This window comes from Propioniciclava coleopterorum (genome assembly GCF_011393335.1).
Classification (GTDB): domain Bacteria; phylum Actinomycetota; class Actinomycetes; order Propionibacteriales; family Propionibacteriaceae; genus Propioniciclava; species Propioniciclava coleopterorum.
Window position 1 is genome coordinate 3,616,710 of sequence record NZ_CP049865.1, and the last position, 23,457, is coordinate 3,640,166.

Here is a 23,457-nt window from a genome sequence, read left to right on the forward strand (position 1 = left end):
TAGGTTGAGACCGCCGCAGCCCGTCCGTCGAGGAGAACGTCCGCCATGACCACCGCCCGCACGCCCGCTCCGCGCCAGCTCGGCTTCGGCCCCGGGGCGGTGAGCCTGGACGCCGTCAGCGGGGCCCCGCTGCAGTTCCTGGACCCGGACGCCCCGCAGCGCCGGTTCCTGCTGTCGGACGCCCAGGACTGGCACACCGCGCCGCACCGCTGGGGCAGCGGGCACCTCGTCACCACGCTGGGCGGCGGCCGCTGGCACACCCCCGCGTCCGTGACCCCGACGCCCGCAGGAGTGCGCGTGGCGTTCGCCCCGGTCGCCGGCGTCCGGCTCGACGTCGAGCGCGAGGTGGTCGGGGACGCCTTCGTCGAGACCCACACCTTCACCAACGTCTCGGGGCGCCCGCTGACCATCGAGGGACTCGGGATCCAGACCCCCTTCCACGACGCCTACGCCGACGCCGCCACCAGCCTCGCCTCGGCGGTGCACGCCCACCTGTTCACCGGCGGCACCTGGGCGTGGGCGCTGGCCGAGCCGATGGCGGGCAGCGGACGCCGGCTCGGGCTGATCGTCCGGGAGGGCGCGCTGCACGCCTACTCAGTCGAGTCCCGGAACCAGAACACGTTCTCCAACGCCCGGGGGCACCTGGTGCTGCAGGTGACCGACCGGGCGCGGAACCCGGACGCGTTCGGCGGGCAGCCCGCGCTCGACCTCGACGCCGGCGCCGCGTACCGGCTGGTGTGGGAGAGCGCCTGGTACGACGACCGCGAGGCCTTCCTCGCCGCGACCGCGGCGCCCGGCGCGTTGAGCGACGTCCGCGCGCCGCTCGGCTCCGCCCTGACGCTGCTCACCGAGCAGGAGGTGGACGCGCCGACCCTGCGGGTCGAGCCGATCCCCGGCGGCCGGCGGCTCACGGCGTGCGAGCCGGGCGTCCACCCCATCCGGCTGGGCGGGGGCGGCCGGACGGCGGTGCAGTTCTGCCCGACGCTGCCCGAGGCCGTGGCGGCGCGGGCGCGCTACATGCTGGCGCACCAACGGCCCGTGGAGCGCGGCGGGCTGCTGGCGGGCGCGCTCGTGCCGGTGGACACCCGCACGGGCCTGCACCCCGACGACGACAACTGGTCGGACTGGTCGGACGGGTCCGAGCGCACCTGCATGGCGCTGCTGCTGCAGGTCGGACGCCGGCTGGGCTGGCTGGACGCGTCCGTCGAGCCCGCCCTGGACGCCTGGACGGCGTTCGCCCGGGCGCACCTGCTGGACGAGGCGTTCACCGCCCGCCGCGGCAGCAACCACCGGGGCGAGCCGCGCCTGTACGACAGCCCGTGGCTGGCCCGCTTCTTCCTCGAGCGGCACCGCGCCACCGGCGAGACCGAGCACCTCCGGGTCGCCACCGCGATCATCGAGCGGGCGTTCGCCCTCGGCGTGGAGAAGTTCCTCGCGATCGGCCTGGCGGAGGTCTGCCAGGACCTCGCCGCCCGCTGGGACGACCTCGGCGACCCGGACCGCGCCGCGGCGCTGCGGGCGTCGATCCTGGCCTCGGCCGACCACTTCGAGCGCGCGGGCACCGCGCTGCCCGCGCACGAGGTGAACTACGAGCAGTCCATCGCCGCGCCGCTGGTGAACCTCTTCATCACCGCGTACGAGCTCACCGGCGAGCCCCGGTACGCCGCCGCGGTGGACCAGACGCTGCCGTGGCTGCTCTCCTTCGGCGGACCCCAGCCGCACGCCCGGCTGCGCGACGTCGGCATCCGACACTGGGACGGCTACTGGTTCGGGCTGCACCGCCAGTGGGGAGACGTGTTCCCCCACCACTGGTCGGCCCTCACCGCCAACGCGCTGGCCCGGCTGCCGCGGGACCTTCGTCCGGCCGGCACCGACCCGGACGCCGTCGCGCTGGGGATCCTGCGCGCCAACCTCGCCAACGTGCACGCCGACGGGAGCGCCACCTGCGCCTTCGTCTTCCCCTCCGCCGTCGACCAGATGCCCGCCCACCGGGAGGATCCGCTGGCCAACGACCAGGACTGGCCGCTCGTGCTGTGGATGCTGCTGTTCGACCGGCTCCCGGAGGCCTGAGCGCCCGCACGGGTTAGCCTGAGCCGCAGCAGGCTTCACCACGACCCCCACGGAGGACGGCATGCGCGGCTTCGGCACCACCCTGGACCCACGGCGCGGACGCGGGCGCCTCGCGCGGCTCAGCGCCGGCGCGTCGGAGGTGCTCACCGAACTCCGCGCGGTGGATCAGTCGGTCTTCGAGGCCGTCGCGTCCACCCATGCGCCCCTGCTCGACCGCGCCGCCCCGGCGCTGACCAACGTGGCCGACCGCTCGAAGCTCTGGTTCGGCATCGCGGCGGGCCTGTCCGTCCTCGGCGGCGCCCGCGGGCGACGGGCGGCGCTGCGCGGGGTCGCGACGCTGGCGGCCACGAGCCTGATCGCGAACCAGGGGCTCAAGCGGGTCATCGTCCGGCCGCGACCGGACCGGGGACTGCTGCCGTTCGGGCGCAACGGCCGACGGCGTCCCACCTCCTCGTCGTTCCCCAGCGGGCACGCCGCGTCGGCCGCCGCGTTCGCCTACGGTGCCTCGGCGGAGTGGCCGGCCCTGACGGTCCCGCTGGGGGCGCTCGCCGGGGCAGTCGGGTTCTCGCGGGTCGCCACCGGCGCGCACTACCCCTCCGACGTCGCCGCGGGCTACCTGCTGGGCATGGGAGTGGGTGTGTGGGGACGCAAGGTGGTGCCGATCCCCGATCAGCCCGTTTCGGGCAGCACCGGGCTGGCCACCCTCGACATCGGCGCCCGTCCCGACGGCGCGGGCGTCACGCTGTTCGTCAACCCCGGGTCGCGCTCGGGAACGGGCACCCGCGTCATCCGCGCGGTCCGCGCCGCCCTCCCCGAGGTGGTCGTCGTGGAACTCCGCCCGGGCGAGGACTGGGACGCCGTCATCCGCGAGCGGGGCGCCGACGCCGAGGTGCTCGCCGTCGCGGGCGGCGACGGCACCGTCCGCACGGTCGCCGCGGCCGCGCTGGACCTCGGGCTGCCGCTGGCGGTGCTGCCCGCCGGAACGTTCAACCACTTCGCCAAGGACGTCGGCAACCACCCCCTCGGCCGGGCGCTCGGGGCGATCCGGGCCGGCACCGCGGTGAAGGTCGACGCGGGCTACGTCAACGACGGGCTGTTCCTCAACACCGCCAGCGTCGGCGCCTACACCGACTTCGTGCGGATCCGCGAGAAGTACGAGAAGCGGATCGGGAAGCCCGCCGCGGCCGCGCTGGCCGCGCTCCGGACGCTGCGCCGCAGCCGCTCCCTGCGGCTGCGCGCCGACGACGTCGAGATGGACGTCAGCTTGCTGTTCGTCGGCAACGGGCAGTACCTCCCGCAGGGGTTCGCCCCGCGGCTGCGCGCCCAGCTCGACGACGGGGTCGCCGACCTGCGGACCCTCGACATGACCACCGGACTGTCGCGCTGGAGCGTCATCTGGTCCCTAGTGAACGGCCAACTGTGGCGCAGCCCCTACTACGAGGTGACCACCGCCGCGGAGATGGACGTCGAACTGCTGGACGGTCCGGTGCGGGTCGCCCGCGACGGTGAGCTGGGCGAACTGGCCGACCGCCTCCGGATCCGGGTGGACCGCCGCGCGCTGACCGTCGTGTGCCCCGGGCCGGGGCCGCGCCTCCGCGGCGGGCGGCGTCCGGACGCGGGCCAGGACGGGGGCCGGTAGGCTCGCCGGACACACACAAGGGGAAGCACATGTTGGTCGCCATCGGCTCGGACAGCTCCGGCATCGATCTGAAGAACATCGTCGCGCAGCATCTGCGGGACGCGGGCCACGAGGTCACCGACGTCGGCTGGGACGGCAGCGGCGAGGCCGAGTACTCGGCCCACTACGCCCGCAAGGTGGCCCACCTCATCCGCGACGGCGAGGTCGAGCGCGGCGTCCTGATCTGCGGGACGGGCATCGGCATCTCGATCTCGGCCAACAAGGTCCGCGGCATCCGGGCCGCGGTGTGCTCCGAGCCGTTCACGGCCAAGCACACCCGCGAGCACAACGGCAGCCAGATCATCGCCTTCGGCGCGTTCGTCGTCGGTCCGGAGATGGGCTGCGCGATCGCGGACGCCTTCCTCGGCGCCGAGTTCAAGGGCGGCATCTTCGCCGAACGCTTCCAGATCATCGCGGGCATCGAGGACGAGGAGATCGCCGCCGCGACGCGGTGACGCGAGACGTCTTCCCGGGGTCGGGGCGCGCGTGGTTGAATGCCGCATGACCGACCCCGGGCACCTCGCACAACCCGGGCGATCCGCCCGCTGGCTACGCCTTCTGGCCGTCGTCCTCGTCGTCTCGGCCGAGGGCTACATCATCGGAACAGTCGGGCCGGCGTTCGCGCCCGCGAACCACTTCTCCTTCTTCACGGTGCTGTCGAACGTGTTCGGCGCGGCGGTGTACGGGGCCTGCCTCCTCGGGCGCGTCCCGGACGCGGTGCGCGGCGCCGCGACCACGTACCTCGTCACCACCGGCGTCGTCTACGCGCTGCTGCTGCGCGACGTCGACGTCCAGACACCCGCCTACGGCAACCTGGCGCTCCACATCCTGATGCCTGTTCTCGCGGTCGTGGACTGGCTGGCCTTCCCGCCGACCGCGCGGCTGGGTTGGCGCGTCGTGCCCGCCTGGCTCGCCTTCCCGGTGGCCTACCTCGCCTACACGTTGCTGCGCGGGCCGCTGGTGGACTGGTACCCCTATCCGTTCCTGGACCCGCGCGGGCCGGGCGGCTATGGCGCCGTCGCGCTCTCGTGCGCGCTGGTGGCCGTGGTCATCGCGACGGCCGCCCTCGGCGTGCGGGCGCTGGGGAACCTGCGAGCCGGGCGGGCTGCGCGCGAGCCGGGGACGCCGGTCGCGCCGGCCTGACCCGGACGCCGCGGGCTCAGGCCGACTCCTCCGGGCGGACGCGGTGCGCCAGCAGCGTCCGGATCCGGCGGCCCGCGCCCTCGATGTGGCGCCGGGTGGCCTCGGCCGCGGCGGCGGCGTCCCCCGCGCGCACGCGGCGAGGATCCCCTCGTGTTCGGCCTGCGTCGCCGCGTGGTCCACGTCGCCCTCCGGCGCCGCGAACAGGTAGCGCTCGCTGTTGCGCCAGGCCGGTTCGATCGCTCGCAGCAGCCACTCGGACTGCGCGCCGCGGTACAGCGCGAAGTGGAACCCGTGGTGCGCCTCGCGCGCCTCCTCGACCTGGCCGCGCTCCAGCGCGTCCACGTGGCGGGCGAGCGCGGCGGCGGCGTCCGCGAGGTCGTCGGGGGTCAGCTTCGGGGTGGCGAGCCGCACCGCGAGCGACTCGATCTCGGCGCGGGTGGCGAAGGTGTCGGCGAGGTCGTCCGCGCTGAGGTCCAGGACGCGCGCGCCCCGGTGCGGGGCGATCTCGACGATGCCGCGGCCCTCGAGTTGGCGCAGCGCGTCGCGGACCGGCATCGGGCTGGTGCCGAACCGCGCCGCCAGCTCGTTGATGCGCAGCGCGCTCCCGGCGGGGAACTCCCCGCTGAGGATCGCGGCGTGCATTTCGGCCGCGACGTGGTCGGCGAGAGTTCGCGGCAGCATGGGCGTCCTTTCGGGCGACAGCTCGGTGGGGCGGACGTCGCGAGCATAGCGGGGGCCGGATCGTCGCATCGGACGATCCGGCCCCTTGCCGTGCGGGGGTCGACTCACAGGATCAGCGGCGCGATCCCGAAGACCAGACAGGCCACGAGGCCGCCGGCCACGAGCATCACGAAGCAGTAGCCCATGATGTCGCGGATCCCGAGCCGGGCGATGGCCAGCAGCGGCAGCGCCCAGAAGGGCTGCAGCAGGTTGGTCCAGTTGGCGCCCATGGCCATCGCGGTGACGACCATGCCCCGGTCGGCCCCGAACTGCTGGGCGAGCTCGAGGAAGATCGGGCCCTGCAGCACCAGGTGGCCGCCGTCGGCGGGCACGAAGACGTTGATCAGGCCCGCGGTCAGGAAGGTGATGACGGGCAACGTCTGCGCGTTGGCGATCCCGGCGAAGAACTGGGTCATGATCTCGCCCAGCCCGGAATTGGTGATCATCGAGGAGATCGCCGCGTACAGCGGGTAGATGATCACGATGGGGATGATCGCGCGTCCGGCGTCCTCGGCGGCGCGCAGGTACGGCACGACGCCCTTGTACAGCATGAGACCCAGCGACAGGATCAGCAGGTTCACCAGGTTGAGGTTGAGCGCGTTCAGGCCCCCGGTGGCGACCGACATCACGAACCACACCAGACCCAGGACGCCCAGCCCGATCGAGAGGACGCGGCTGTGCTCCAGCATCGAGGCGAAGGTGCCCTCCTTCTTCTCCGGCTCGTCGGAGGCCACCGCCTCGGGCGACTCGGGCGGCAGCCCGACCGCCTCGGCCTTCGAGGGCGTCATGAACCGCGCCACCAGGGCGTAGGCGATCGCCATGGCGACCACCACCGCGATGTTGGTCGGCGAGAAGATCGTCTCGGTGAGCGGCACCTGGCCGGTCATCTTCTCCAGCGGGTGGCCCTTGGTGTTGAGCGTCAGCGGGATCGAGGACGACAGTCCGCCCGACCACACCGTGTAGCCGGCGTAGGCGGCAGCGGCGAGCAGCGGGAAGTGCGCGCCGGTCATCCGGCGGCTGATCTCGCGGGCCAGGATGACGCCGGCGACGAAGCCGACGCCCCAGTTGAGCACCGAGATGGCCGCGGTGAACAGCGCGACGAACAGGGCGGCCTGGGCCGGCGTCTTCGGGACGGTGGCCACCCGGGCCAGCACGCGGGCGACCGGCGGGGTGTTGGCCAGCGCCTGCGACGTCACGATGACGACGCTGAGCTGCATCGCGAACCCGACGAGGCTCCAGGCGCCGTCGCCGAAGTACTTCATCATCTGGGCCGGCGTGGTGGGCGTCGCGACGATCCCCCACAGGAAGATGACCGCGATCAGCAGGGCGCCGATCACGTAGGGGTCGGGCAGGAAGCGGTGGACGAAGGAGTTGGTCGCGTCGGCGATCCGCAGGATCGGGCCGCGCTTGGTCGCGCGAGCGTCCGTGGAAGTGGTCATGGTCATCCTTGGTGAACCGTCAGTCGGCGAGGACTGCGATGGCATCGATCTCGATGAGGGACTCCGGGCTCACCATGCGCGAGACCTCGAGCATGGCGCAGGCCGGGTAGGGCTGGGTGAAGAACTCCGCGCGGACCGCGTGGATCTTGCTGAACTCGTTCATGTCGCGGATGTAGAGCGTCATCTTGACCACGTCCGCGAGGGTCGCGCCGGCCTCGGCCAGCGCGTGCTGCATGCTCTCGAGCACGTTGCGGGTCTGCGCCTCGATGTCGCCGACGCCGACGACGTTACCCGCGGCGTCCCGGGAGGTGAAGCCGGACAGGAACACCATGCTGCCCGGCGCGGTCACCTTGATCCCCTGGGAGTAGATCCCCAGCGGGGCGGCGAGCTTGTCCGAGATGATCTCCTGGACGTCCATCGTTACGTTTCTCCTTGTCGTGTGGCGGGCGCGGTCAGCGCGCGTCGTCGTCGTTGTCGTAGAACTCGGGGCGGCTCGGATAGTGCGGGCCGTCGTAGATCTCGAGCATCACGCTCTCCTCCAGCGCGATCGTCGGGCCGTGGAGGTGCCCGAGCTGGTTGCCGTAGAAGTCGCCCGGCTTCATGGTGATGTTCGAGTTCGGGTAGGCGTACAGCCCCGAGAGCAGGAACATGAACTGGTTGGACGCGTGCTCGTGCTCGATCGGGATGCCCGCGCCCTTGTCGAACTTGATCAGCGAGATCGTCGCCCCCGTCTCGGGGTGGCTGAACAGGCGCTTCTCGTAGCACCCCTTCAGCGACTTCTCCTCCCATTCCAGGTCGTCGGTCGCGGTGAAGATCTCCTTGTCGATGGGACCCTCGGGGTTGAAAGCCATGGCGGTACCTCCGTTGGCACGTTGCTGCGGGGCGCCTCCCCGCTGAGTGATATATGATCAAACATCACATCTCCTCCGCAAGGGGGAGCACGGTGACGTTTCGATAACGACGTGAGGAGCGCCATGCAGTTCAGCACCGTCCGCCTGCCGTCCGGGGAACTCGAGTGGGGCGCCCTGCTCGCCCACGAGATCGCCCTGCTCGGCCCCACCGCCCTGGGTTCCGGGGTCGCCGACTCGTTGCGCGCCGCGATCGCCGCCGGCGTCCTGCCCACCGAGGTCCCCAGCGACGCCACCCGGCTCCCCGTGGACGCCGTGACCTTCGCCCCGGTCGTCCCCGACCCGGGCAAGATCGTCTGCGTGGGCGTCAACTACGCCGACCACACGACCGAGACCGGCCGGCAGCAGCCCGACGCCCCCACGCTCTTCCTCCGGGTCGCCGACTCCCAGCTCGGGCACGGCGGGGAGGCGATCTTCCCCTCCGTGGCGCAGTGGTTCGACTACGAGGGTGAGCTCGCCCTGGTGATCGGTCGACTCGCCTACCAGGTGGAGGCCGCGGACGCGCTGTCCCACGTGGCCGGGGTAGCGCCCTACAACGACTTCTCGGTACGCGACTGGCAGCGCGCCACCCCGCAGTGGACGGCCGGCAAGAACTTCGTCGCGACCGGTGCGTTCGGCCCGGCCATGGTCACCCTCGACGAGGTCGGCCCGCTGGAGGACGTCCGGCTGACCACCCGGGTGAACGGCGAGGTCCGCCAGGACGCCCCGCTCACCGACCTCGTGTTCGGCATCGGCGAACTGCTGGCCCACATCACCACGGTGATGCCGCTGCGTCCGGGCGACGTGGTGGTGACCGGGACGCCCGGCGGCGTCGGCATGTTCTCCGACCCGCCCCGCCTGCTCGCCGACGGCGACGTGGTCGAGGTCGCGATCACCGGCGTGGGGACGCTGCGCAACCGCGTCGTCCGCGGGCGGGCGGCGCTGCCCACCTGGTGACTCCCCCGCCCACCGGAGACGCCGGGCCACGCGCCGTGGCGGGTCAGGGCCCGAGCAGGGCCTCCTCGGCGGCCAGGTCGTAGCGATCCTGCGCCGCCCGGACGTCCTCGACGTGGGACTCGGCCCACTCCCGCAGCGCCTGCAGGGGCGCCTGCAGCGTCCGGCCGAGGTCGGTGAGGGAGTACTCGACGCCGTCCGCGGTCGGCGCGCGCCGCACCATGCCGTCTCGCTCCAGCGCCCGCAGGGTGTCGGTGAGCACCTTGCGGCTGATGCCCTCGATGCTGCGGTGCAGGTCGCCGAAGCGCCGCGGCCGCTCGTGGAGCAGCACGACGATCATGGCCGTCCACTTGTTGGCGATCCGCGCCAGCGACACCCGCGACGGGCAACTCGCGGAGAACACGGTGAAGCTCGGCATGCTCCCTCCCTGGTGGCAGGCACGTTGAGGTAACCACCCTGCCGGTCGTTAGCGTCGCAGACAACTTCACGAGGAGAGGAACGACGATGACGGCGATGGACACGGTGCAGCGGTACGGGGCGGCCATGGCGACGGGCGATCTGGACGGGGTGCGTGCGGTGCTGGCCCCCGACGCGGTGTGGCACCAGCCCGGATCCAACGTGCTGTCGGGCGACCACGTGGGCCCCGACGCGATCCTGGCCCACCTGGGCCGGTTCATGGAGTTGAGCGGCGGCACGTTCGCCCTCGCGACCGATGAGGCGCTCCCCGCGGGCGACCTGGTGGTGACCACCGTGACGTTCCGGGCCGAGCGTCCCGGACGCGACCCCCTGGATCAGCGCGGCGCGGACGTGTACCGCGTGGTCGACGACCGGATCCAGGAGGTCTGGCTGATCAGCGAGGACCAGGCCGCCGAGGATCGGTTCTGGAATCCGGCCTGAGTCGCGGGCGGGCGGGTTGCCCGCCGAAGCCGCCCCCTTTCAGCCCAGACGCCCCCGTTGCAACGGGGGCATCTGCACCGGAGGGGGGCGGCTCGTTCCCAGCGCGGGCGGCTCGTTCCCAACGCGGGCGACTCGTTCGCAGCGGGCGCCCCACCGCGCGTGTGGGCGGGCGGTCGCCGCCCGAGGACGCGTGCGCATCCGGGGTGCGGGTGGCCTGCCAGGATCAGGACGCCCAGCGCAGCTCCCGGTCGGGGCCGCCCAGTTGGGCGGCGAAGTCGGCGGTGGCCCGGTCGATGTCGGCGGCTGCGGACTCCTCGAACCCGACGCGGCCCTCGGCGTCCAGCAGCACCCCCGCGGCGAGGATGTAGCGGCCCGCCGCCACGTGGGTGGGTGCCAGGCTCTGCAGGACCGGGCGGAGCGCGTAGTCCAGGGCGAGGACGTGTCCGGCCGAGCCGCCCACCATGAACGGCAGCACGAACTTGTCGCGCAGTCCGTTCATCGGGAACAGGTCCAGGAACGCCTTCACCGGGGCGGTGAACGAGGACTGGTACACCGCCGAGGTGACGATCAGGGCGTCCGCGTGCTCGACCCGGTCCAGCGCTGCGGCCACCGCGGGGTGCCCGACGTCGCGCCACAGCAGCGCGTCGGCGGGCAGGTCGCGGATCGCGAGGTCGGTGACGTCGTGGCCGAGCCCGGCCAGGCGCCGGGCCGCGCGGACGCCCACGGCGTCCGTCCGCGACCCGGGCCCGGGCGCGCTCAGCACGGAGAGGATGCGCGCCACGTCAGCCCCGCGGCACTTCCGGCTCGCCGAGGCTCAGCATCAGCCGGTTGGCCCAGTTGAAGAACGCGGCGGCGTGCAGCACGTCGCTGATCTCCTGAGTGTCGAGGCCCACCTCGCGCAGCCGGGCCACGTGGGAGGCGTCGAACGCGACCGGCGTCGCCGTCAGGGCGGCGGACGCCTCGACGATCGCGTCCCAGCGCTCCCCCAGGTCGGCACCCGTGCCCTCGCGCAGCAGCGCGTCGACGTCGTCGGGCCGCTTGGAGAAGTGCGCGGCGAACCGGGCGTGCACCGACGCGCAGAAGACGCACCCGTTGACCCGGGACACGGCCGCCGCGGCGAGCTCGCGCTCGGCCCGGGGCAGGCCGCCCGGCGCCTGGAAGATCTCCAGGTCGGCCCGCGTCCGCGCCTGCAGGATGTCGGGGTCGTCGGCGAGCAGCCGGAAGTACGGGCTGCCGGCCCGCTGCGGCTGCACGAGCGCGTCGATCTGCTCCGGGGTCAGGTCCTCGGCGGCGCTCGGCTCGAGCCACGGCACCCACTCGAGTTGCTTGGCCGTGAACGCCCAGGGCCGGACGATCTCCGGCTCGTGGTTGAGGTGGGTGGCGGTCGTGATCATGGTCAGTTCTCCTGCTCGGCGAGGACGCCCAGCCCGGCGGCGAGCCGGGCCTGGAACGCGATGAAGGACACCAGCTGGCTCCAGGTGACGATGTCGGGACGCTCCCAGCCCGCCTCGACGAGCCGGGCGAGCGCGGCGGAGCGGGCGTCCCGGGGTGCAGCAGCAGCAGGTGCGCGTGCTCCAGCACCGCGGTCAGGGGGTGGCCCAGCAGCGCGCGCGCCGCCGCGTCGGCCGCCCAGGACTCACCCGGGCTGCTCTCCAGCACCAGCCCCGGCTCGCGGTAGGTCCCCCACGGGCCCTCCTGCGCCGCGTCGGCGATCAGTTCGGTCACCAGGTCGCGGTCGGACGCCTCGAGGCGGGCCAGCCGGTGCTCGGCCAGGGCGCCGTCCGGGTCGATCAGGCCGGTGGCGAAGGCGGCGACCAGGTCGCGGTCCCGCAGGGACACCCGCTCGGTGCTGGCGCCGAACAGGGCCTCCTCGGCGGCCTGCACCTCCGCCCGGGCGATGGGGCGAGCGGCGCGGGCGGCGTCCAGGGGGGAGCCGGGCGCGATGCCGGCGACGCGGTCGATCAGGTCGCTGCTCATGCCGCGCTCCGCTCCGCGTCGGCGCCGTTCCAGCCCAGGGCGGGCGCGACGTGGGTGGCGAGCAGCTCCAGCGAGCGGAGCACCTGCGCGTGCGGCGCGTCCACCGAGTGCACCTGGGCGGACACCTCCGTCACCTGGGACAGCGTGGCGTCGGCGGCGAGCGCCTCGGCGACCTGCTGGGGGCTGCCCACGAACGAGTCGGTGGCGGCGATCAGGTCCTCGATCGGGGCGTCGGCGGCGGCGCGGGCGCCGAAGGTGCGCGGCGACTTCGCGACGGCGGCACGCAGCCCGGCTTCCGCCCAGCGGTGGGCCTCGGCGGTGGTGTCGGCGACGAAGATCGTCCGGGACGCCAGGATGCGCTCAGCGCGCCCGGCGGGCAGGGCCGCCCGGTAGGCGTCCACGATCGGGAGCTGGAGGTCGGCGAGGGTGGCGTCGGGGGCGTCGTCGGGACGCGGCTGGGTGCGCGAGAGCATCAGCCCGTCGCCCTCCTGGCCGGCCCGGTCGCCGCCGAACGCGGAGAAGGTGCCCTGCCAGACGCGGTCCTCCAGCCCGGACGCCGCCGGGTAGAGCACGTTGGCGGTGCCGTTGATCGGCTCGCCGCGCCAGGCGGCGCGCAGCGTGGCCAGCTTGTCGTTGCTGATCTGGTGCCGGTCGGCGAAGTCGAGGCCGAACGCCCCGAACGAGGTCGGGTTGCCGCCGGTCGCGATGCCGACCTCGAGGCGTCCGCCGGTGAGCTCGTCGAGCACCACCGCGTCCTCGGCGGTGCGGACGGCATCCTCCATGGGGATGGTGATGACGCCGGTGCCGAGCCGGATCGTCGAGGTGAGCGCCCCGACGTGGCTGAGGAAGACCAGCGGCGAGGGCAGGCCCCCCTCGGGGCCGTGGAAGTGGTGCTGGGCGACCCAGGCGGTGGCGAAGCCGAGCTGTTCGGCGTGCCGGATCTGCTCGCCGGCGTTGCGGTAGCGCTGGCCGGCGGGCGCGTCGTCCAGCAGGCGTGTGAAGAAGCCGAGGGCGGTCATGGGGTTTCCTTTCGTCAGCGGCCGGGGATGGCGGCCAGGAGTTCTGCGGTGTAGGCGGACTGGGGATCGGTGAAGACGTCGTGGGTGAGGCCCTGCTCGACGACGCGACCGCGCCGCATGACCGACACGGTGTCGGACAGGTGCGCCACGACGCCCAGGTCGTGGGAGATGAACAGGTAGGTCAGCGACAGCTGCTCCTGCAACTCGGCGAGCAGCCGCAGGATCTGGGCCTGCACGGTGACGTCGAGCGCCGAGACGGGCTCGTCCAGGACGACCACCTCGGGCTCGAGGATCAGGGCGCGGGCGATCGCGACGCGCTGCCGCTGGCCGCCGCTGAGCTCGCGGGGCAGCCGGTCGGCCAGGGTGGCCGGAAGCGCCACCCGGTCGAGATACTCCGCGACCCTGGCTGCGCGGGTCGCGCGGTCGGCGACGCCGCGGTTGCGCAGCGGCTCGGCGATGATGTCCGAGACCCGCTGGCGCGGATCCAGCGAGGAGTAGGGGTTCTGCAGCACGAGCTGGGCCCGGCCGCGGAAGTCGCGGATCGCGCGGCCGGTGCGCAGCGCCGCGACGTCCACGCCCGCGACCTCGATGCTGCCGGCCGTCGCGCGGTGGAAGCCCAGCACCGCGCGGGCGGTCGTGGTCTTGCCGGAGCCCGACTCCCCCACGATCGCGTGGGTGGTGCCCGCCGCGACGCTCAGGCTGACGCCGTCGACGGCGCGGAAGGGCGTCCGGCCGCGGCCGCCGCCGAACTCCTGCACCAGCCCGGACACCTCGATGGCTGGGGCGGACGCCAGCCGGGCGGGGTCCGTGCGCCGGGGCGCGCCGCCGGAGAACACGGCGGCCTCCGCGATCAGGGTGCGCGTGTACCCATCGCGCGGCTGGGCGGTGACGTCGGCGGTGCGTCCCTGCTCGACGAGCCGGCCGTCGCGCATGACGACGATCCGGTCCGCCCGCTCGCGGGCGACGCCCAGGTCGTGGGTGACCAGCAGCACCGAGGCGCCGGTTTCGCGGCGCAGGTCGTCGATCAGGTCCAGGACCCGGCGCTGCACCGTGACGTCGAGGGCCGAGGTCGGCTCGTCGGCGATGATCAGCTCGGGCTCCAGCGCGATCGCGGCCGCGATCAGGACGCGCTGCTTCATGCCGCCCGACAGTTCGTGGGGGTACTGCGTCGCCCGGCGCGCCGGATCGTCGATGCCGACGCGCTCGAGCAGTTCCAGGACGCGGGCGTCGATGGCCTGCCGGCTGCCCCAGCCGTGGATGCGGAGCGCCTCGGACAGGCTGTCCCCGATGCGCTTGAGGGGGTTCAGCGAGTTGTTCGGGTCCTGGGGCACCAGGCCGATCCTGCGGCCGCGGATGCCCCGCAGCGCCTTGTCGTTCAGCCCGCTGAGGTCGTCGGCGCCGAGCAGCACGCGGCCCCCCTCGACGCGGCCGTTCTCGGCCAGCAGACCGATCACGGCCTGGGCGGTGGTGGTCTTGCCGGAACCCGACTCCCCCACCAGCGCCACGACCTCGCCGGCGCCGACGGCGAAGCTGACGCCGTGGACGACCTGGGTGCGGCGGCGTCCGGACTCGTAGGAGACCACGAGGTCCTCCACGGCGAGCACGGGGGTGCGCGCCGGGGGCGGCGTCGGCTGCTGGATGCGGGGCTGGGTGGCGAGCGTGGCGGTCATCGTGCGGCTCCCTTCGCGAGGGCGTGGCTGAGGCGGTTGGTGGACAGGACGACGAGCAGGACGACCAGGCCGGGCAGCGTGGTGAGCCACCAGGCGGTGCCGACGTAGGTGCGGCCCTCGGAGATGAGCAGGCCCCATTCCGGGGTGGGCGGCGGAGCGCCGTAGCCCAGGAAGCCGAGGGTGGAGATCGCGATGATCGCCGAGCCGAACTGCAGGGCCGCCAGCGCGATGACCGGGGTGAGCGAGTTGGGCAGGACGTGGCGCCACAGCACCGCCCCGAACGTGCCGCCGGAGCCGAAGGCGGCCTCGACGTAGTCGGTGCGGCGCACCCGGATCACCTCGGAGCGGGCGAGCCGGGCGAAGGTCGCCACGGAGGTGACCCCGACGGCGATGGCGGCGTTGGTGGTGCCGAAGCCGAGCAGGATGATGATGCTCAGCGCCAGCAGCAGGCCGGGGATGGCGAGCAGCACGTCCACCACGCGCATCAGCACCGCGTCCACCCAGCCGCCGATCGAGCCGGCGAGCAGGCCCAGCAGCGTCCCGGCGAGCAGGCCGACCGACACGGCGACCAGGGCGCCGCCCAGGGAGTGCACCGCGCCGTACACGACGCGGGTGAACACGTCCCGGCCCGTCGCGTCGGTGCCGAACCAGTGCGCGGCGCTGGGCGGGCGGAGCGACTCCCGGGCGGTGCCGACGAGCGGGTCGGCGCTGGTGAACAGCCCCGGGGCCACGGCGAAGCCCACCGCGACCAGGAGCACGGCCACGGCCAGGACGACCGACGGGCGGAACCGCGGCAGCCGGCGGGCGCGGGCCGGAGAGGTCGCGGTGGGGGGACGCCCACCGGCGGCGGCGAGCGGCTGACGGGTGAGGACGTTGGTGCTCATGCGGCCAGCCCCACTTCCTTGGTCAGTCGGGGGTCCACGAGGGGCCCGAGCAGGTCGATCAGGAGGTTGACGGTCACGAACGCGGCCGCGGACAGCACGACGATCGCCTGCAGCACCGCCACGTCCTGGTTGGCCACGGCCTGCTCGGTGAGCCGGCCGATGCCGGCGCGGCCGAACACCGTCTCGGTGACGACCGCGCCGGCCACCAGTTCGCCGAACAGCACGCCGGCGATGGTGAGGGTGGGTAGAAGCGCGTTGCGGGCGACGTTGCGGGTCAGCACCCACCAGCGGGAGGCGCCGCGGGCGCGGACCACGCTGACGAACGGCTGGCGCTGCACGTCCTCGATGGAACGGACCAGGATCTGCGCCAGAGGGGCGCTGATCGGCACGGCGATGGTGAGCACGGGCAGGATGAGCGCCTCCACGGGGCCGGCGCCGATGACCTTCACCAGCCCCAGCCGGAAGCTGAAGATCTGGATCAGGACCATCGCCAGCCAGAACGTGGGCACCGACACGAACACTGACGGCAGGGACGCCAGCGCGTTCCGCAGCCACGTCCAGCGCGCCCACGTGGCGAGGAGGGCCACGGTCACGGCCAGCACGACGGCGGCCGCGAAGGCGAGCACCGACAGGGTGACGGTCTGCGGCAGCACTTCGGCCAGCAGCCCCGCGACGCCGGCGCCGTTCTGGATCGAGAACCCGAAGTCGCCGCGCAGAAAGCCCGCCAGCGTGTGCAGGTAGGCCTGCCACCAGGGGACGTCGGCGCCGTAGCTGGTGCGGATCGCCGCGATCTCCTCGGGCGAGAGCCCCAGCTCGGGGTTCTCGAACTTGATCAGGACGGCGTCGCCGGGCAGCGCCTGCAGCAGGATGAACGCCAGCGTGAAGGCCAGCGCGAGGACCAGGACGGCCTGGCCGACGCGGGAGCCGAGGGCGCGGGCGGTCATCGCTGCACCCAGGTGTTGTAGAACGACGGGCGGCCGATGGGCTCGGTGCCGAAGCCGTGCACGGCGTCGGTGGTGGCGAAGACCTGCGGCTCCTCGAACAGCGGGATGACGTAGGACTGGTCGATCAGGTACTCCTGCACCGCCTGGCTGGCCTGGATCCGGGCGGCCGGGTCGGGGGTGCCGGCGACGGCCGCGAGCAGGTCCTCGAGCTTCTGATCCCCGATGGTGTTGTCGGTCAGGTTGCGGTTGAGCAGCGTGTTGCGGTTCTTGGCGGCGTAGTTGCTCTTGATGACGTCCAGGTCCGCGCGGCCCACCATCGTGTGGTTGACCTGCACCTGGTCGGCGTCGTTCACGGCCTTGGTGTAGGTGCCGGCGTCCGCGCGCAGGATCTGCAGGTCGACGCCGAGGTCCCGCTTCCACTGCTGGCTGACCAGGGTGGTGACGTCGAAGGAGCGCGGCTGCGGCGCGGCCTCGTTGACCACCAGCTTCAGCGGCTGGCCGTCCTTGACGCGGATGCCGTCGGGCCCGGGGGTCCAGCCGGCCTCGTCCAGCAGGGCGCGGGCCCTGGCCGGGTCGTGGGTCAGCTTGGCCGAGAGATCCTCGTACCCGAGCGCGGTCTTGCCGAGCACGCCGGTGGCGAGCGGGTAGTTGTCGGTGAACAGGGTGTCGACGATCTCCTGCCGATCGGTGCCCAGGGTCAGGGCCTGCCGGACGCGGATGTCGGACAGGGTCGCGTTGCGGAAGCGCAGGGAGAACGCGTTGTTCACACCGCGGGTCTGCGCGGCGACCAGGTGCGCGCCGGACGCCGTGACCACGGCCTCGTCGGGGGCGGCGATCTGGCGGGCGATGTCGGCCTGGCCGCTGGTCAGCGCGCCGACCCGGACGCCGGCCTCCGGCGTGACGACGTAGCGGATCTCGTCGAGGTACGCGCGGCCCTGGTTCGCCGAGGCCTTGGGCGCCCAGTGGTAGTCGGGGCGGGCCTTCAGCACCACCTCGGCACCGATCTTCTCCGACGCGACCACGAAGGGGCCGCTGCCGATCACCTTGGTGCCGTTGCCGGCGCCGTAGAACGTGAAGTCGCCGTCCAGGGTGGCCGGCGAGAGCAGCCCGGAGTTGATGGTGGAGGTGGCCTGCAGGAAGCCCGGCGCCGGCGCCTTGAAGTGGAACACGACCGTGGTCGGGTCGATCACCTCGGAGCGGTCGTAGTTGTTGACGGCCTCCGACACCGGCAGCGCGCGGGCGGCGTCTCCCCTGCCGTACAGGTCGAAGTTCTTGGCGACCGCGGCGGCGTCCAGCTTGGTGCCGTCGGAGAACGTCACGTCGTCGCGCAGGGTGAACGTGTACCGCGTGGCGTCGGCGTTCACCTCCCACGAGGTGGCGATCCAGGGCTGGAACTCCAGCGTGGCGGGGTCCTGGTAGACCAGCCGGTCGGTGATCTGGTTGACCAGGCCGCCGTTGGGGTAGAAGCCGCCCGAGGGCGGGAACAGGCTGGTGTGCGGCTGGGCGTCCAGGTAGGTGAGGACGCCGCCCGTCACCGGGTCCGAGGCGCTCGCCGTCGGGGCCGACCCCGCACCCTGGCCGCAGCCGGTGAGGGCTAGGGCGCCGGCGACGGTCAGGGCGAGGAGCGGATTCTTCCAGGAGAAGCGAGGCATGGGTGAGCGCCTTTCGGGCAGCCGGAAAACGGCATGATGAATACAGGGGGATCGGGAGAATGCGCGCGGCGGCGCCGCGAAGAATGGTGGAAATGGTGGGCGATTCCCGACCGGGCGCACGCGGGCGCCCGCCACAGCCGTGGCTCGGGTTCGCGGGAGGGGTCGCTTGGACGGGGCCGACCAGGGCCGCCGACCGCTCAGGACAAGGGCGTCAGTACTGAGCGCGCGACATCAGACAGCGACAACGCATCCGGGCCATGCGACCGAAGTCGACATGGTAGCGGCGCGTGGCGGTCTGACTCATGGGCACCATTCTGCACAAGGTTGTCGGATCCACCAAACTCGGGTCCGCATTCTGGGACTCCGGGGTAATGCGGGCGGACGCGACGAGATCCCTCATTCCCAAACCGTGGCAATGAGGGATCTCGGATCGGGTCAGCGCGCGGCGCTCCACAACTCCTTGGCCCAGGCGAGGTCGCCGCGCATCACGTCGGCGACCTCGTCGGGGGTGGCGGCATCGCTGAGCTCAGCGGTCAGACAGATCGGCCCATCCCACCCACGCTCGGCGAGCAGACCCAGCACGCGGGCCCAGTCGGTGACGCCGTGGCGTCCGGGCGCGTACCAGATTTCCTGCGGCCGCGCCCCCGCCGTGGCAGAGACGTCGCGGAAGGCGGCGTTCTTGAGGTTGGCCATCGCGAGCCGTGGCGCGGCCAGGTCGAGGCTCACCGCCGGGTCGGCGCCGGTGAGGGCGTCGTGGCAGGCATCCCACACCATCACCAGGTGCTTGGGCGCCTCGGCGAGCAGGCCCATCACACCCAGCGTGGTCGCGACGTAGGCACCGCGGTGCTGCTGCACGCCAATCCGGACGCCGAACCGCTCGCAATCCGACTCCAGCGCCACCCAGGCGTCCCGCTGCCGAGCGACCGAGCCGAGCGGATCAGCCGGGTCGACGGCGACCATCACGCGGATCAGGTCGACCCCGGCGTCCCCGCAGGCGGCGAGCACCGCCGGGGTCGGCTCGGCGGCGATCGAGGCCACCGCCACGCCGGCCCGGCGCAACCCCTCGACCATCGCGGGCAGCCGCTCGGCCGCGTCCTCGGGGCTCACCCACGAGCCGGGCCGCACAGGCAGCTCGATGCCGTCGAACCCCAAACCCGCGACGACCTCGCCCAACGGCTCGGGCGGCAGCGGCGCCCATCGTTTGGTGAACAGCACCCACATCGGCTCGCTCATCGGCCGCCCAGCCCACTCATGGTGATGCCGCGGACGAACCACCGCTGCGTCAGGAAGAAGAGAATGATCAGCGGCACCGTGGTGATCGTGGCCGCGGCGAGCAACAGGTTCCACTGCGTGCCCTGGGTGTCCTGGAACACCTGCAGGCCGACGGTGACGGTCCGGGTGGCGTTGGTGTTGGAGACCACCAACGGCCAGAGCAGGTTGTTCCACTGGGCGATGAACTTGAACACCGCCAGGGTCGCGACCGCGGGGACGGCCATCGGCAGGATGATGCCGGTGAATATCTGCCACCGGCTCGCGCCGTCGATCCGGGCGGCCTCCTCGTACTCCATCGGGATGCCGAGGAAGAACTGCCGCAGCAGGAACACGCCCAGCGCGGTGAACGCGTAGGGCAGAATCATGCCCCACCAGGTATCCACCCACTGCAGCCGCGCGATCATGATGAACTGCGGGATCAGCGTCACCTGGGTCGGGATCATCAGCGTGGCCAGGTAGACACCGAACAACGCCTCCCGGCCGCGGAACTTGATCCGGGCGAACGCGTAGGCGGCCAGCGCCGCGGTGACGGTCTCCAGGATCGCGGTGCCGCCGGCGAAGATGACGGTGTTGAGCAGGTGCTGCCCCAGCGGCACCATCGTCAACACACGGGCGAAGTTCTCCGGGTGCCAGGTGGGCGGAATCATGTACGGCGTCGCGCGCATCGCGTCGGCGTCGGACTGGAACGCCACCAGCACCATCATCACGATGGGGATGAGGGTGAACGCGGTCACCACGAAGGTGGCGAACACAAGCAGCTTCGCGGTCACCTCCGCCTTGGCGGGACGGCCGTCAGCCCTCCGGCTGGACGCGGTGGGCGCGGGCGCGGCTGCGCGCGCTTCGATCAGGTCACTGGTCATAGTGGACGAGCCTCCGCTGGGCGAGGAATTGGATGGCGGTGATCACCAGGATGAACGCGAACAGCACCAGGGACTGAGCCGAGGCGTAGCCCTGGTTGTAGTTCTCGAAGGCGGTCCGGTAGATGTACATCACCAGCGTGGTGGTGCTAGTGCCCGGCCCCCCGTTGGTCATGATCAGGGCCTGGTCGAACACCTGGAACGACCCGATGATCGAGGTCACGACCACGAAGAAGATCGACGGCGACAACATCGGCACCGTGACGTGCCACAACTGCCGGGCCCCCGAGGCGCCGTCCACCTTGGCGGCGTCGTAGAGGTGTTGCGGGATGGCCTGGAGGCCGGCGAGGAAGATGACCATGCCGAAGCCGAAGCTTTTCCACACGCTCATCAGCACCAGGGCGGGCATCGCCCACACGTCGGAGACCAGCCAGGCCGGCCCGTCGAGGCCGAACAAGCCGATGACCCGGTTGATGAGGCCCCCAGTGGGGATATAGAGCCAGATCCACACGAAGGCGACCGCCACTGTGATGGTGGCGTACGGCAGCAGCAGCAGCGAGCGCACCACGGCGATCCGCTTGAAGCCCTGGTTCACCATCAGCGCCAGCACGAAGCTGACCAGGATGGTCAGCGGCACGCTGGTGAAGGTGAACACTGCCGTGTTGACCAACGCCGCCCAGAAGGTGGGGTCGGAGCCGAGTTCGATGAAGTTGCTCAGGCCGGCGCACGTCGGCGGGCTGAACAGATTCCAGTCCAGGAAGGAGATGACGGCCGCCGCGACCACCGGGACGGCGGTGAAGATGGCGAAGCCGGCAAAACTCGGCAGCAGGAACAGCCAGGCCGCCAGGGCCGGGTGCTCACGTTCGCGCCAACGGGATCGGCGGGACGTATCGGGTGAGGTCACACTCACGGTGTCGGTCCTTTCGCTCATCGTCGGCGCGCGTTCATCTGGCGGATGTTGTCGGTGTTCTGGACCATCAGCGCGTCCAGGCGGGGCCGCAGCACCCTGACGGTCTCGGCGATGTCGCGCTGCCCCAGGTAGGAACGCGGCAACTCCTGGGCGGTGATCTGGCGCACCTCGTTCCAGTTCGTGGTCGTCACGTACCGGTGCCCGCCCGCGCCGGGCAGTTCGCCGGCGAGGATCTTCTGCACGATGCCGAGGTTGGCCGGCGGCGGCTCGAACGCGCTGCTGGCCGAGCGTCGGGCCGGGTTGTTGCGGCCGGCGCGGGCATAGATGTCGAGCGCGGGCGTGCTGGTCAGCGTGGTGAGCAACTGCCAGGCGGCGTCCACGTCGGAGGTGCCGGCCGGGATGGTGAACGCCGAGCCGGACACGCGCGGCAGGCTGCCGGCCGGCCCCGCAGGGAACGGCACGACGTCCCACTCGAACTTCGCCTTGCGGACGTTGAGCACCTGCCAGGGCCCGTTCTGCATCATGGCGACGTTTCCGTCGAGGAAGTTGCCGGTGGCGTTCACGGTGACCAGGTTCGTGATGGGCGGGGCGATGCCGTCCTTGGTGAACAGATCCACCACGAACCGCAGCGCGTACTCGGCCTCGGGCAGGTGCAACGTGCTGACCGACTGCTCCTCGTTCATCACGTCCGCGCCCGCGGAGTACAGCCACGAGATCAGGTCGTCGATGGCGGGCGCGTGCGTGAAGCCGTACTGGCCAGGCTTCTGGGCGAACGCGGCCCCGACCTCGCGAAACTCATCCCACGTCATCGGCCGATCGGTAGGCGGCAGCGGGATGCCGTTGGCCGCGAACAGCGTCTTGTTCACGTAGAGCACCATGGGTGCCACGTCGAAGCCAAGGCCGTACTGGTGGCCGCCGAAGCCGCTCATCGCATGGATGTCGGGGAAGAAATCGGTCAGGTCCATGCCCGCGATCAGGTCATCGATCGGACGCAGTGCCCCCGCGCGGCGTAGGTGGGCACCAGGAACCCGTTGACGGCGTGCACCATGCTCTGGGTGCCGCTGACCAGTTGCAGGTCCATCTTGGTGGGGTATCCCGACGACGGGGTCAGGTTGGCGATCGATCGGCGACCCAGCGTCTTCTCGACGTAGGCGCTGAAGTCGGCCCAGACTGCATCCTCGGCCGCGCTGGAAGACCACATCGACCAGGACAGGTCGCTCGAGGGCGGTTTGGCGCTGCATCCGGCCAGGCCTGCGAGGGCGAGGGTGCCGGTGGCGGCCCCAGCCTTCAGAAGGCTGCGGCGACTCAACGACGGTGGTGACATCTGCTCTCTCCTTACTCGGTCAGGCGCGGGCGCGCACGACGGTGATTTCGGTGGCCAGACCGCGAATGCGGTCCTCGTCGACGGTCACGCCCAGCCCGGGCCCGGTGGGCACCTGCGCCACGCCGTCGGTGATCTGGAGTCCCTCGACGTACAACTCAGCGAGCAATTCCGGGCCGTTCAACTCCGCCGGCAGGGCCAGGTCGAGCTGGCTGAACAGGTGCAGCGCGGCCACGAATCCGATGCCGGTATCGGTCAGACCACTGGAGAGCACCTCGACACCGTGCGCCTGGGCGACCGCAGCCGTCTTGAGCGCCTGCCGCAGCCCGCCGGACTTGCACACCTTCACCACGACCATGTCGGCGGCGCCGAGAGTGATGGTGCGGGCCAGGTCGGACGCGGTGAAGCTGCCCTCATCGATGGCCAACGGCACGTCAAGCCGCTCGCGCAGCCGCGCCATCGCGCCCCAGTTGGTGCTGGGCACCGGCTGCTCCAAGCAGGCCAGTCCGGGCACGTCGCCGATTCGGCGCAGCAGACCGCCGACGTCGCTGGGGCGGTAGGACTGGTTGGCGTCCAGCCAGATGGGCTTGCCCCCGGCGACCTCGGCGCAGGCCAGGACGCGGGCAGCGTCGGCGGCCGGATCACCGCCGACCTTGAGCTTGTAGGCGTGGAAGGCCGAGCTCTCGAGGACACGGGTCGCCATCTCCTGCGGCGAGGCGACACCGACCGCCGAGCACAGCGGGAGGGCGTCAGTCACCGCGCCGCCGAGCAGGTCGCTGATCGGGACGCCCGCGAGCTGGCCCGCCGCGTCGTGCAGCGCCAGATCGAGGGCCGCCCGGGCGAACGGGAAGCCATTCGACACCGACGGGCTCAGCACCTGGCTCGCCGCCTGGTGGTACGCCTCGACCGCGAACGGACTGGTGCCCAACACGAGCGGCGCGAGGTTCCTGGCGAGCACCGAGATGATGGTGTCGCGGGTCTCGTAGCTCCAACTGGGCAGCGCGCGCTGTTCGCCCCAGCCCACCGCACCCTCGTCGGTGGTGACCTTGACGTAGATCACGTCGCCGGTGCCGCCGGACGCACCGACGGCGCCCGAGCCCAGGGCGAACGACTTCGCGAACGGCACCTCGACCAAGAAGACCTCGACCTGGCTGATCGCCATG

At 72.1% G+C, this 23,457-nt stretch carries 23 protein-coding genes and 1 pseudogene; 6 read left to right on the plus strand and 18 right to left on the minus strand.

The window, feature by feature from the left end:
* Window positions 1–45 precede the first annotated feature (45 nt).
* From G7070_RS17160 to G7070_RS17175, 4 genes are all read left to right on the plus strand, one after another.
* Window positions 46–2,070: a hypothetical protein gene (locus G7070_RS17160; protein ID WP_206079857.1), complete on the plus strand. Its 2,025-nt coding sequence runs from the start codon at window positions 46–48 to the stop codon at window positions 2,068–2,070.
* 61 nt (window positions 2,071–2,131) lie between these two features.
* A complete protein-coding gene (locus tag G7070_RS17165) occupies window positions 2,132–3,709 on the plus strand; it encodes a bifunctional phosphatase PAP2/diacylglycerol kinase family protein (RefSeq protein ID WP_166234752.1) in 1,578 nt (525 codons plus the stop codon).
* A gap of 29 nt (window positions 3,710–3,738) precedes the next feature.
* Window positions 3,739–4,203, plus strand: a complete 465-nt coding sequence (gene rpiB / locus G7070_RS17170) for a ribose 5-phosphate isomerase B (RefSeq protein ID WP_166234753.1) — start codon at window positions 3,739–3,741, stop codon at window positions 4,201–4,203.
* A gap of 46 nt (window positions 4,204–4,249) precedes the next feature.
* On the plus strand, window positions 4,250–4,891 hold the full coding sequence (locus G7070_RS17175; RefSeq protein ID WP_166234754.1) for a Pr6Pr family membrane protein: 642 nt from the start codon (window positions 4,250–4,252) through the stop codon (window positions 4,889–4,891).
* Between the two features lie 177 nt (window positions 4,892–5,068).
* Here the strand turns inward: G7070_RS17175 and G7070_RS17180 are convergent.
* The 4 genes and pseudogenes from G7070_RS17180 to G7070_RS17195 all read right to left on the minus strand — a co-directional run.
* Window positions 5,069–5,641: pseudogene (locus tag G7070_RS17180) on the minus strand (GntR family transcriptional regulator); the annotation flags it as partial.
* 35 nt (window positions 5,642–5,676) lie between these two features.
* Window positions 5,677–7,050, minus strand: a complete 1,374-nt coding sequence (locus G7070_RS17185) for a TIGR00366 family protein (protein WP_166234755.1) — start codon at window positions 7,048–7,050, stop codon at window positions 5,677–5,679.
* 19 nt (window positions 7,051–7,069) lie between these two features.
* On the minus strand, window positions 7,070–7,468 hold the full coding sequence (locus G7070_RS17190; protein ID WP_166234756.1) for a RidA family protein: 399 nt from the start codon (window positions 7,466–7,468) through the stop codon (window positions 7,070–7,072).
* A 34-nt stretch (window positions 7,469–7,502) separates the two neighbouring features.
* Window positions 7,503–7,901 carry a cupin domain-containing protein gene (locus tag G7070_RS17195; protein WP_166234757.1) on the minus strand — a complete coding sequence of 133 codons (399 nt, stop codon included), beginning with the start codon at window positions 7,899–7,901 and terminating at the stop codon, window positions 7,503–7,505.
* 123 nt (window positions 7,902–8,024) lie between these two features.
* Between G7070_RS17195 and G7070_RS17200 the strand changes: the two genes are divergently transcribed.
* Window positions 8,025–8,894, plus strand: a complete 870-nt coding sequence (locus G7070_RS17200; protein ID WP_166234758.1) for a fumarylacetoacetate hydrolase family protein — start codon at window positions 8,025–8,027, stop codon at window positions 8,892–8,894.
* A 43-nt stretch (window positions 8,895–8,937) separates the two neighbouring features.
* On the opposite strand, the gene G7070_RS17205 is transcribed toward G7070_RS17200, so the two are convergent.
* Complete coding sequence (locus G7070_RS17205; RefSeq protein WP_166234759.1) at window positions 8,938–9,309, minus strand: winged helix-turn-helix transcriptional regulator; 372 nt, start codon at window positions 9,307–9,309, stop codon at window positions 8,938–8,940.
* Between the two features lie 86 nt (window positions 9,310–9,395).
* Between G7070_RS17205 and G7070_RS17210 the strand changes: the two genes are divergently transcribed.
* The gene (locus tag G7070_RS17210; protein WP_166234760.1) at window positions 9,396–9,788 is read left to right on the plus strand and encodes a nuclear transport factor 2 family protein; all 393 of its coding nucleotides are present in this window, start codon (window positions 9,396–9,398) and stop codon (window positions 9,786–9,788) included.
* 223 nt (window positions 9,789–10,011) lie between these two features.
* Here the strand turns inward: G7070_RS17210 and G7070_RS17215 are convergent, their stop codons facing one another.
* The 13 genes from G7070_RS17215 to G7070_RS17270 form a co-directional block, all read right to left on the minus strand.
* The gene (locus G7070_RS17215; RefSeq protein WP_166234761.1) at window positions 10,012–10,569 is read right to left on the minus strand and encodes an NAD(P)H-dependent oxidoreductase; all 558 of its coding nucleotides are present in this window, start codon (window positions 10,567–10,569) and stop codon (window positions 10,012–10,014) included.
* A gap of 1 nt (window position 10,570) precedes the next feature.
* The gene (locus G7070_RS17220) at window positions 10,571–11,182 is read right to left on the minus strand and encodes an alkylhydroperoxidase domain protein (RefSeq protein ID WP_166234762.1); all 612 of its coding nucleotides are present in this window, start codon (window positions 11,180–11,182) and stop codon (window positions 10,571–10,573) included.
* A 579-nt stretch (window positions 11,183–11,761) separates the two neighbouring features.
* On the minus strand, window positions 11,762–12,784 hold the full coding sequence (locus G7070_RS17225) for a putative FMN-dependent luciferase-like monooxygenase (RefSeq protein ID WP_166234763.1): 1,023 nt from the start codon (window positions 12,782–12,784) through the stop codon (window positions 11,762–11,764).
* Between the two features lie 14 nt (window positions 12,785–12,798).
* Window positions 12,799–14,454 carry a dipeptide ABC transporter ATP-binding protein gene (locus G7070_RS17230; protein ID WP_166234764.1) on the minus strand — a complete coding sequence of 552 codons (1,656 nt, stop codon included), beginning with the start codon at window positions 14,452–14,454 and terminating at the stop codon, window positions 12,799–12,801.
* On the minus strand, window positions 14,451–15,338 hold the full coding sequence (locus tag G7070_RS17235) for an ABC transporter permease (RefSeq protein WP_166234765.1): 888 nt from the start codon (window positions 15,336–15,338) through the stop codon (window positions 14,451–14,453). Before G7070_RS17235 ends, G7070_RS17230 begins: the two co-directional genes overlap by 4 nt.
* Window positions 15,335–16,282 carry an ABC transporter permease gene (locus tag G7070_RS17240; RefSeq protein WP_166234767.1) on the minus strand — a complete coding sequence of 316 codons (948 nt, stop codon included), beginning with the start codon at window positions 16,280–16,282 and terminating at the stop codon, window positions 15,335–15,337. The genes G7070_RS17235 and G7070_RS17240 overlap by 4 nt, the downstream gene beginning before the upstream one ends.
* Entirely contained in the window at window positions 16,279–17,934 is a 1,656-nt protein-coding gene (locus G7070_RS17245; RefSeq protein ID WP_166234769.1) for a TIGR04028 family ABC transporter substrate-binding protein, read from the minus strand. Before G7070_RS17245 ends, G7070_RS17240 begins: the two co-directional genes overlap by 4 nt.
* Window positions 17,935–18,369: 435 nt before the next feature.
* Window positions 18,370–19,167 carry a sugar phosphate isomerase/epimerase family protein gene (locus tag G7070_RS17250; protein WP_166234771.1) on the minus strand — a complete coding sequence of 266 codons (798 nt, stop codon included), beginning with the start codon at window positions 19,165–19,167 and terminating at the stop codon, window positions 18,370–18,372.
* Window positions 19,164–20,066 (minus strand): carbohydrate ABC transporter permease, encoded by a 903-nt coding sequence (locus G7070_RS17255; RefSeq protein ID WP_166234773.1) that lies wholly within the window; start codon window positions 20,064–20,066, stop codon window positions 19,164–19,166. Before G7070_RS17255 ends, G7070_RS17250 begins: the two co-directional genes overlap by 4 nt.
* Window positions 20,056–20,973: a carbohydrate ABC transporter permease gene (locus G7070_RS17260; RefSeq protein ID WP_246227184.1), complete on the minus strand. Its 918-nt coding sequence runs from the start codon at window positions 20,971–20,973 to the stop codon at window positions 20,056–20,058. Before G7070_RS17260 ends, G7070_RS17255 begins: the two co-directional genes overlap by 11 nt.
* A gap of 17 nt (window positions 20,974–20,990) precedes the next feature.
* Window positions 20,991–21,938 carry an extracellular solute-binding protein gene (locus tag G7070_RS17265; RefSeq protein WP_206080167.1) on the minus strand — a complete coding sequence of 316 codons (948 nt, stop codon included), beginning with the start codon at window positions 21,936–21,938 and terminating at the stop codon, window positions 20,991–20,993.
* Window positions 21,939–21,946: 8 nt separating this feature from the next.
* On the minus strand, window positions 21,947–22,297 hold the full coding sequence (locus G7070_RS18130) for a twin-arginine translocation signal domain-containing protein (protein ID WP_206079858.1): 351 nt from the start codon (window positions 22,295–22,297) through the stop codon (window positions 21,947–21,949).
* 19 nt (window positions 22,298–22,316) lie between these two features.
* The gene (locus G7070_RS17270; RefSeq protein ID WP_166234777.1) at window positions 22,317–23,456 is read right to left on the minus strand and encodes a mandelate racemase/muconate lactonizing enzyme family protein; all 1,140 of its coding nucleotides are present in this window, start codon (window positions 23,454–23,456) and stop codon (window positions 22,317–22,319) included.
* Window position 23,457: the final 1 nt, after the last annotated feature.

What these genes read in the sequence shown, in the direction of transcription:
- G7070_RS17270 (WP_166234777.1), bottom strand. Translation starts at nt 23,456, where the DNA reads ATGGCGATCAGCCAGGTCGAGGTCTTCTTGGTCGAGGTGCCGTTCGCG.
- G7070_RS17245 (WP_166234769.1), bottom strand. Translation starts at nt 17,934, where the DNA reads ATGCCTCGCTTCTCCTGGAAGAATCCGCTCCTCGCCCTGACCGTCGCC.
- G7070_RS17240 (WP_166234767.1), bottom strand. Translation starts at nt 16,282, where the DNA reads ATGACCGCCCGCGCCCTCGGCTCCCGCGTCGGCCAGGCCGTCCTGGTC.
- G7070_RS17250 (WP_166234771.1), bottom strand. Translation starts at nt 19,167, where the DNA reads ATGAGCGAGCCGATGTGGGTGCTGTTCACCAAACGATGGGCGCCGCTG.
- G7070_RS17210 (WP_166234760.1), top strand. Translation starts at nt 9,396, where the DNA reads ATGACGGCGATGGACACGGTGCAGCGGTACGGGGCGGCCATGGCGACG.
- G7070_RS17190 (WP_166234756.1), bottom strand. Translation starts at nt 7,468, where the DNA reads ATGGACGTCCAGGAGATCATCTCGGACAAGCTCGCCGCCCCGCTGGGG.
- G7070_RS17265 (WP_206080167.1), bottom strand. Translation starts at nt 21,938, where the DNA reads ATGGACCTGACCGATTTCTTCCCCGACATCCATGCGATGAGCGGCTTC.
- G7070_RS17185 (WP_166234755.1), bottom strand. Translation starts at nt 7,050, where the DNA reads ATGACCACTTCCACGGACGCTCGCGCGACCAAGCGCGGCCCGATCCTG.
- G7070_RS17160 (WP_206079857.1), top strand. Translation starts at nt 46, where the DNA reads ATGACCACCGCCCGCACGCCCGCTCCGCGCCAGCTCGGCTTCGGCCCC.
- G7070_RS17165 (WP_166234752.1), top strand. Translation starts at nt 2,132, where the DNA reads ATGCGCGGCTTCGGCACCACCCTGGACCCACGGCGCGGACGCGGGCGC.
- G7070_RS17220 (WP_166234762.1), bottom strand. Translation starts at nt 11,182, where the DNA reads ATGATCACGACCGCCACCCACCTCAACCACGAGCCGGAGATCGTCCGG.
- G7070_RS17225 (WP_166234763.1), bottom strand. Translation starts at nt 12,784, where the DNA reads ATGACCGCCCTCGGCTTCTTCACACGCCTGCTGGACGACGCGCCCGCC.
- G7070_RS17195 (WP_166234757.1), bottom strand. Translation starts at nt 7,901, where the DNA reads ATGGCTTTCAACCCCGAGGGTCCCATCGACAAGGAGATCTTCACCGCG.
- G7070_RS17235 (WP_166234765.1), bottom strand. Translation starts at nt 15,338, where the DNA reads ATGAGCACCAACGTCCTCACCCGTCAGCCGCTCGCCGCCGCCGGTGGG.
- G7070_RS17205 (WP_166234759.1), bottom strand. Translation starts at nt 9,309, where the DNA reads ATGCCGAGCTTCACCGTGTTCTCCGCGAGTTGCCCGTCGCGGGTGTCG.
- rpiB (WP_166234753.1), top strand. Translation starts at nt 3,739, where the DNA reads ATGTTGGTCGCCATCGGCTCGGACAGCTCCGGCATCGATCTGAAGAAC.
- G7070_RS17175 (WP_166234754.1), top strand. Translation starts at nt 4,250, where the DNA reads ATGACCGACCCCGGGCACCTCGCACAACCCGGGCGATCCGCCCGCTGG.
- G7070_RS17200 (WP_166234758.1), top strand. Translation starts at nt 8,025, where the DNA reads ATGCAGTTCAGCACCGTCCGCCTGCCGTCCGGGGAACTCGAGTGGGGC.
- G7070_RS17230 (WP_166234764.1), bottom strand. Translation starts at nt 14,454, where the DNA reads ATGACCGCCACGCTCGCCACCCAGCCCCGCATCCAGCAGCCGACGCCG.
- G7070_RS17255 (WP_166234773.1), bottom strand. Translation starts at nt 20,066, where the DNA reads ATGACCAGTGACCTGATCGAAGCGCGCGCAGCCGCGCCCGCGCCCACC.
- G7070_RS18130 (WP_206079858.1), bottom strand. Translation starts at nt 22,297, where the DNA reads ATGTCACCACCGTCGTTGAGTCGCCGCAGCCTTCTGAAGGCTGGGGCC.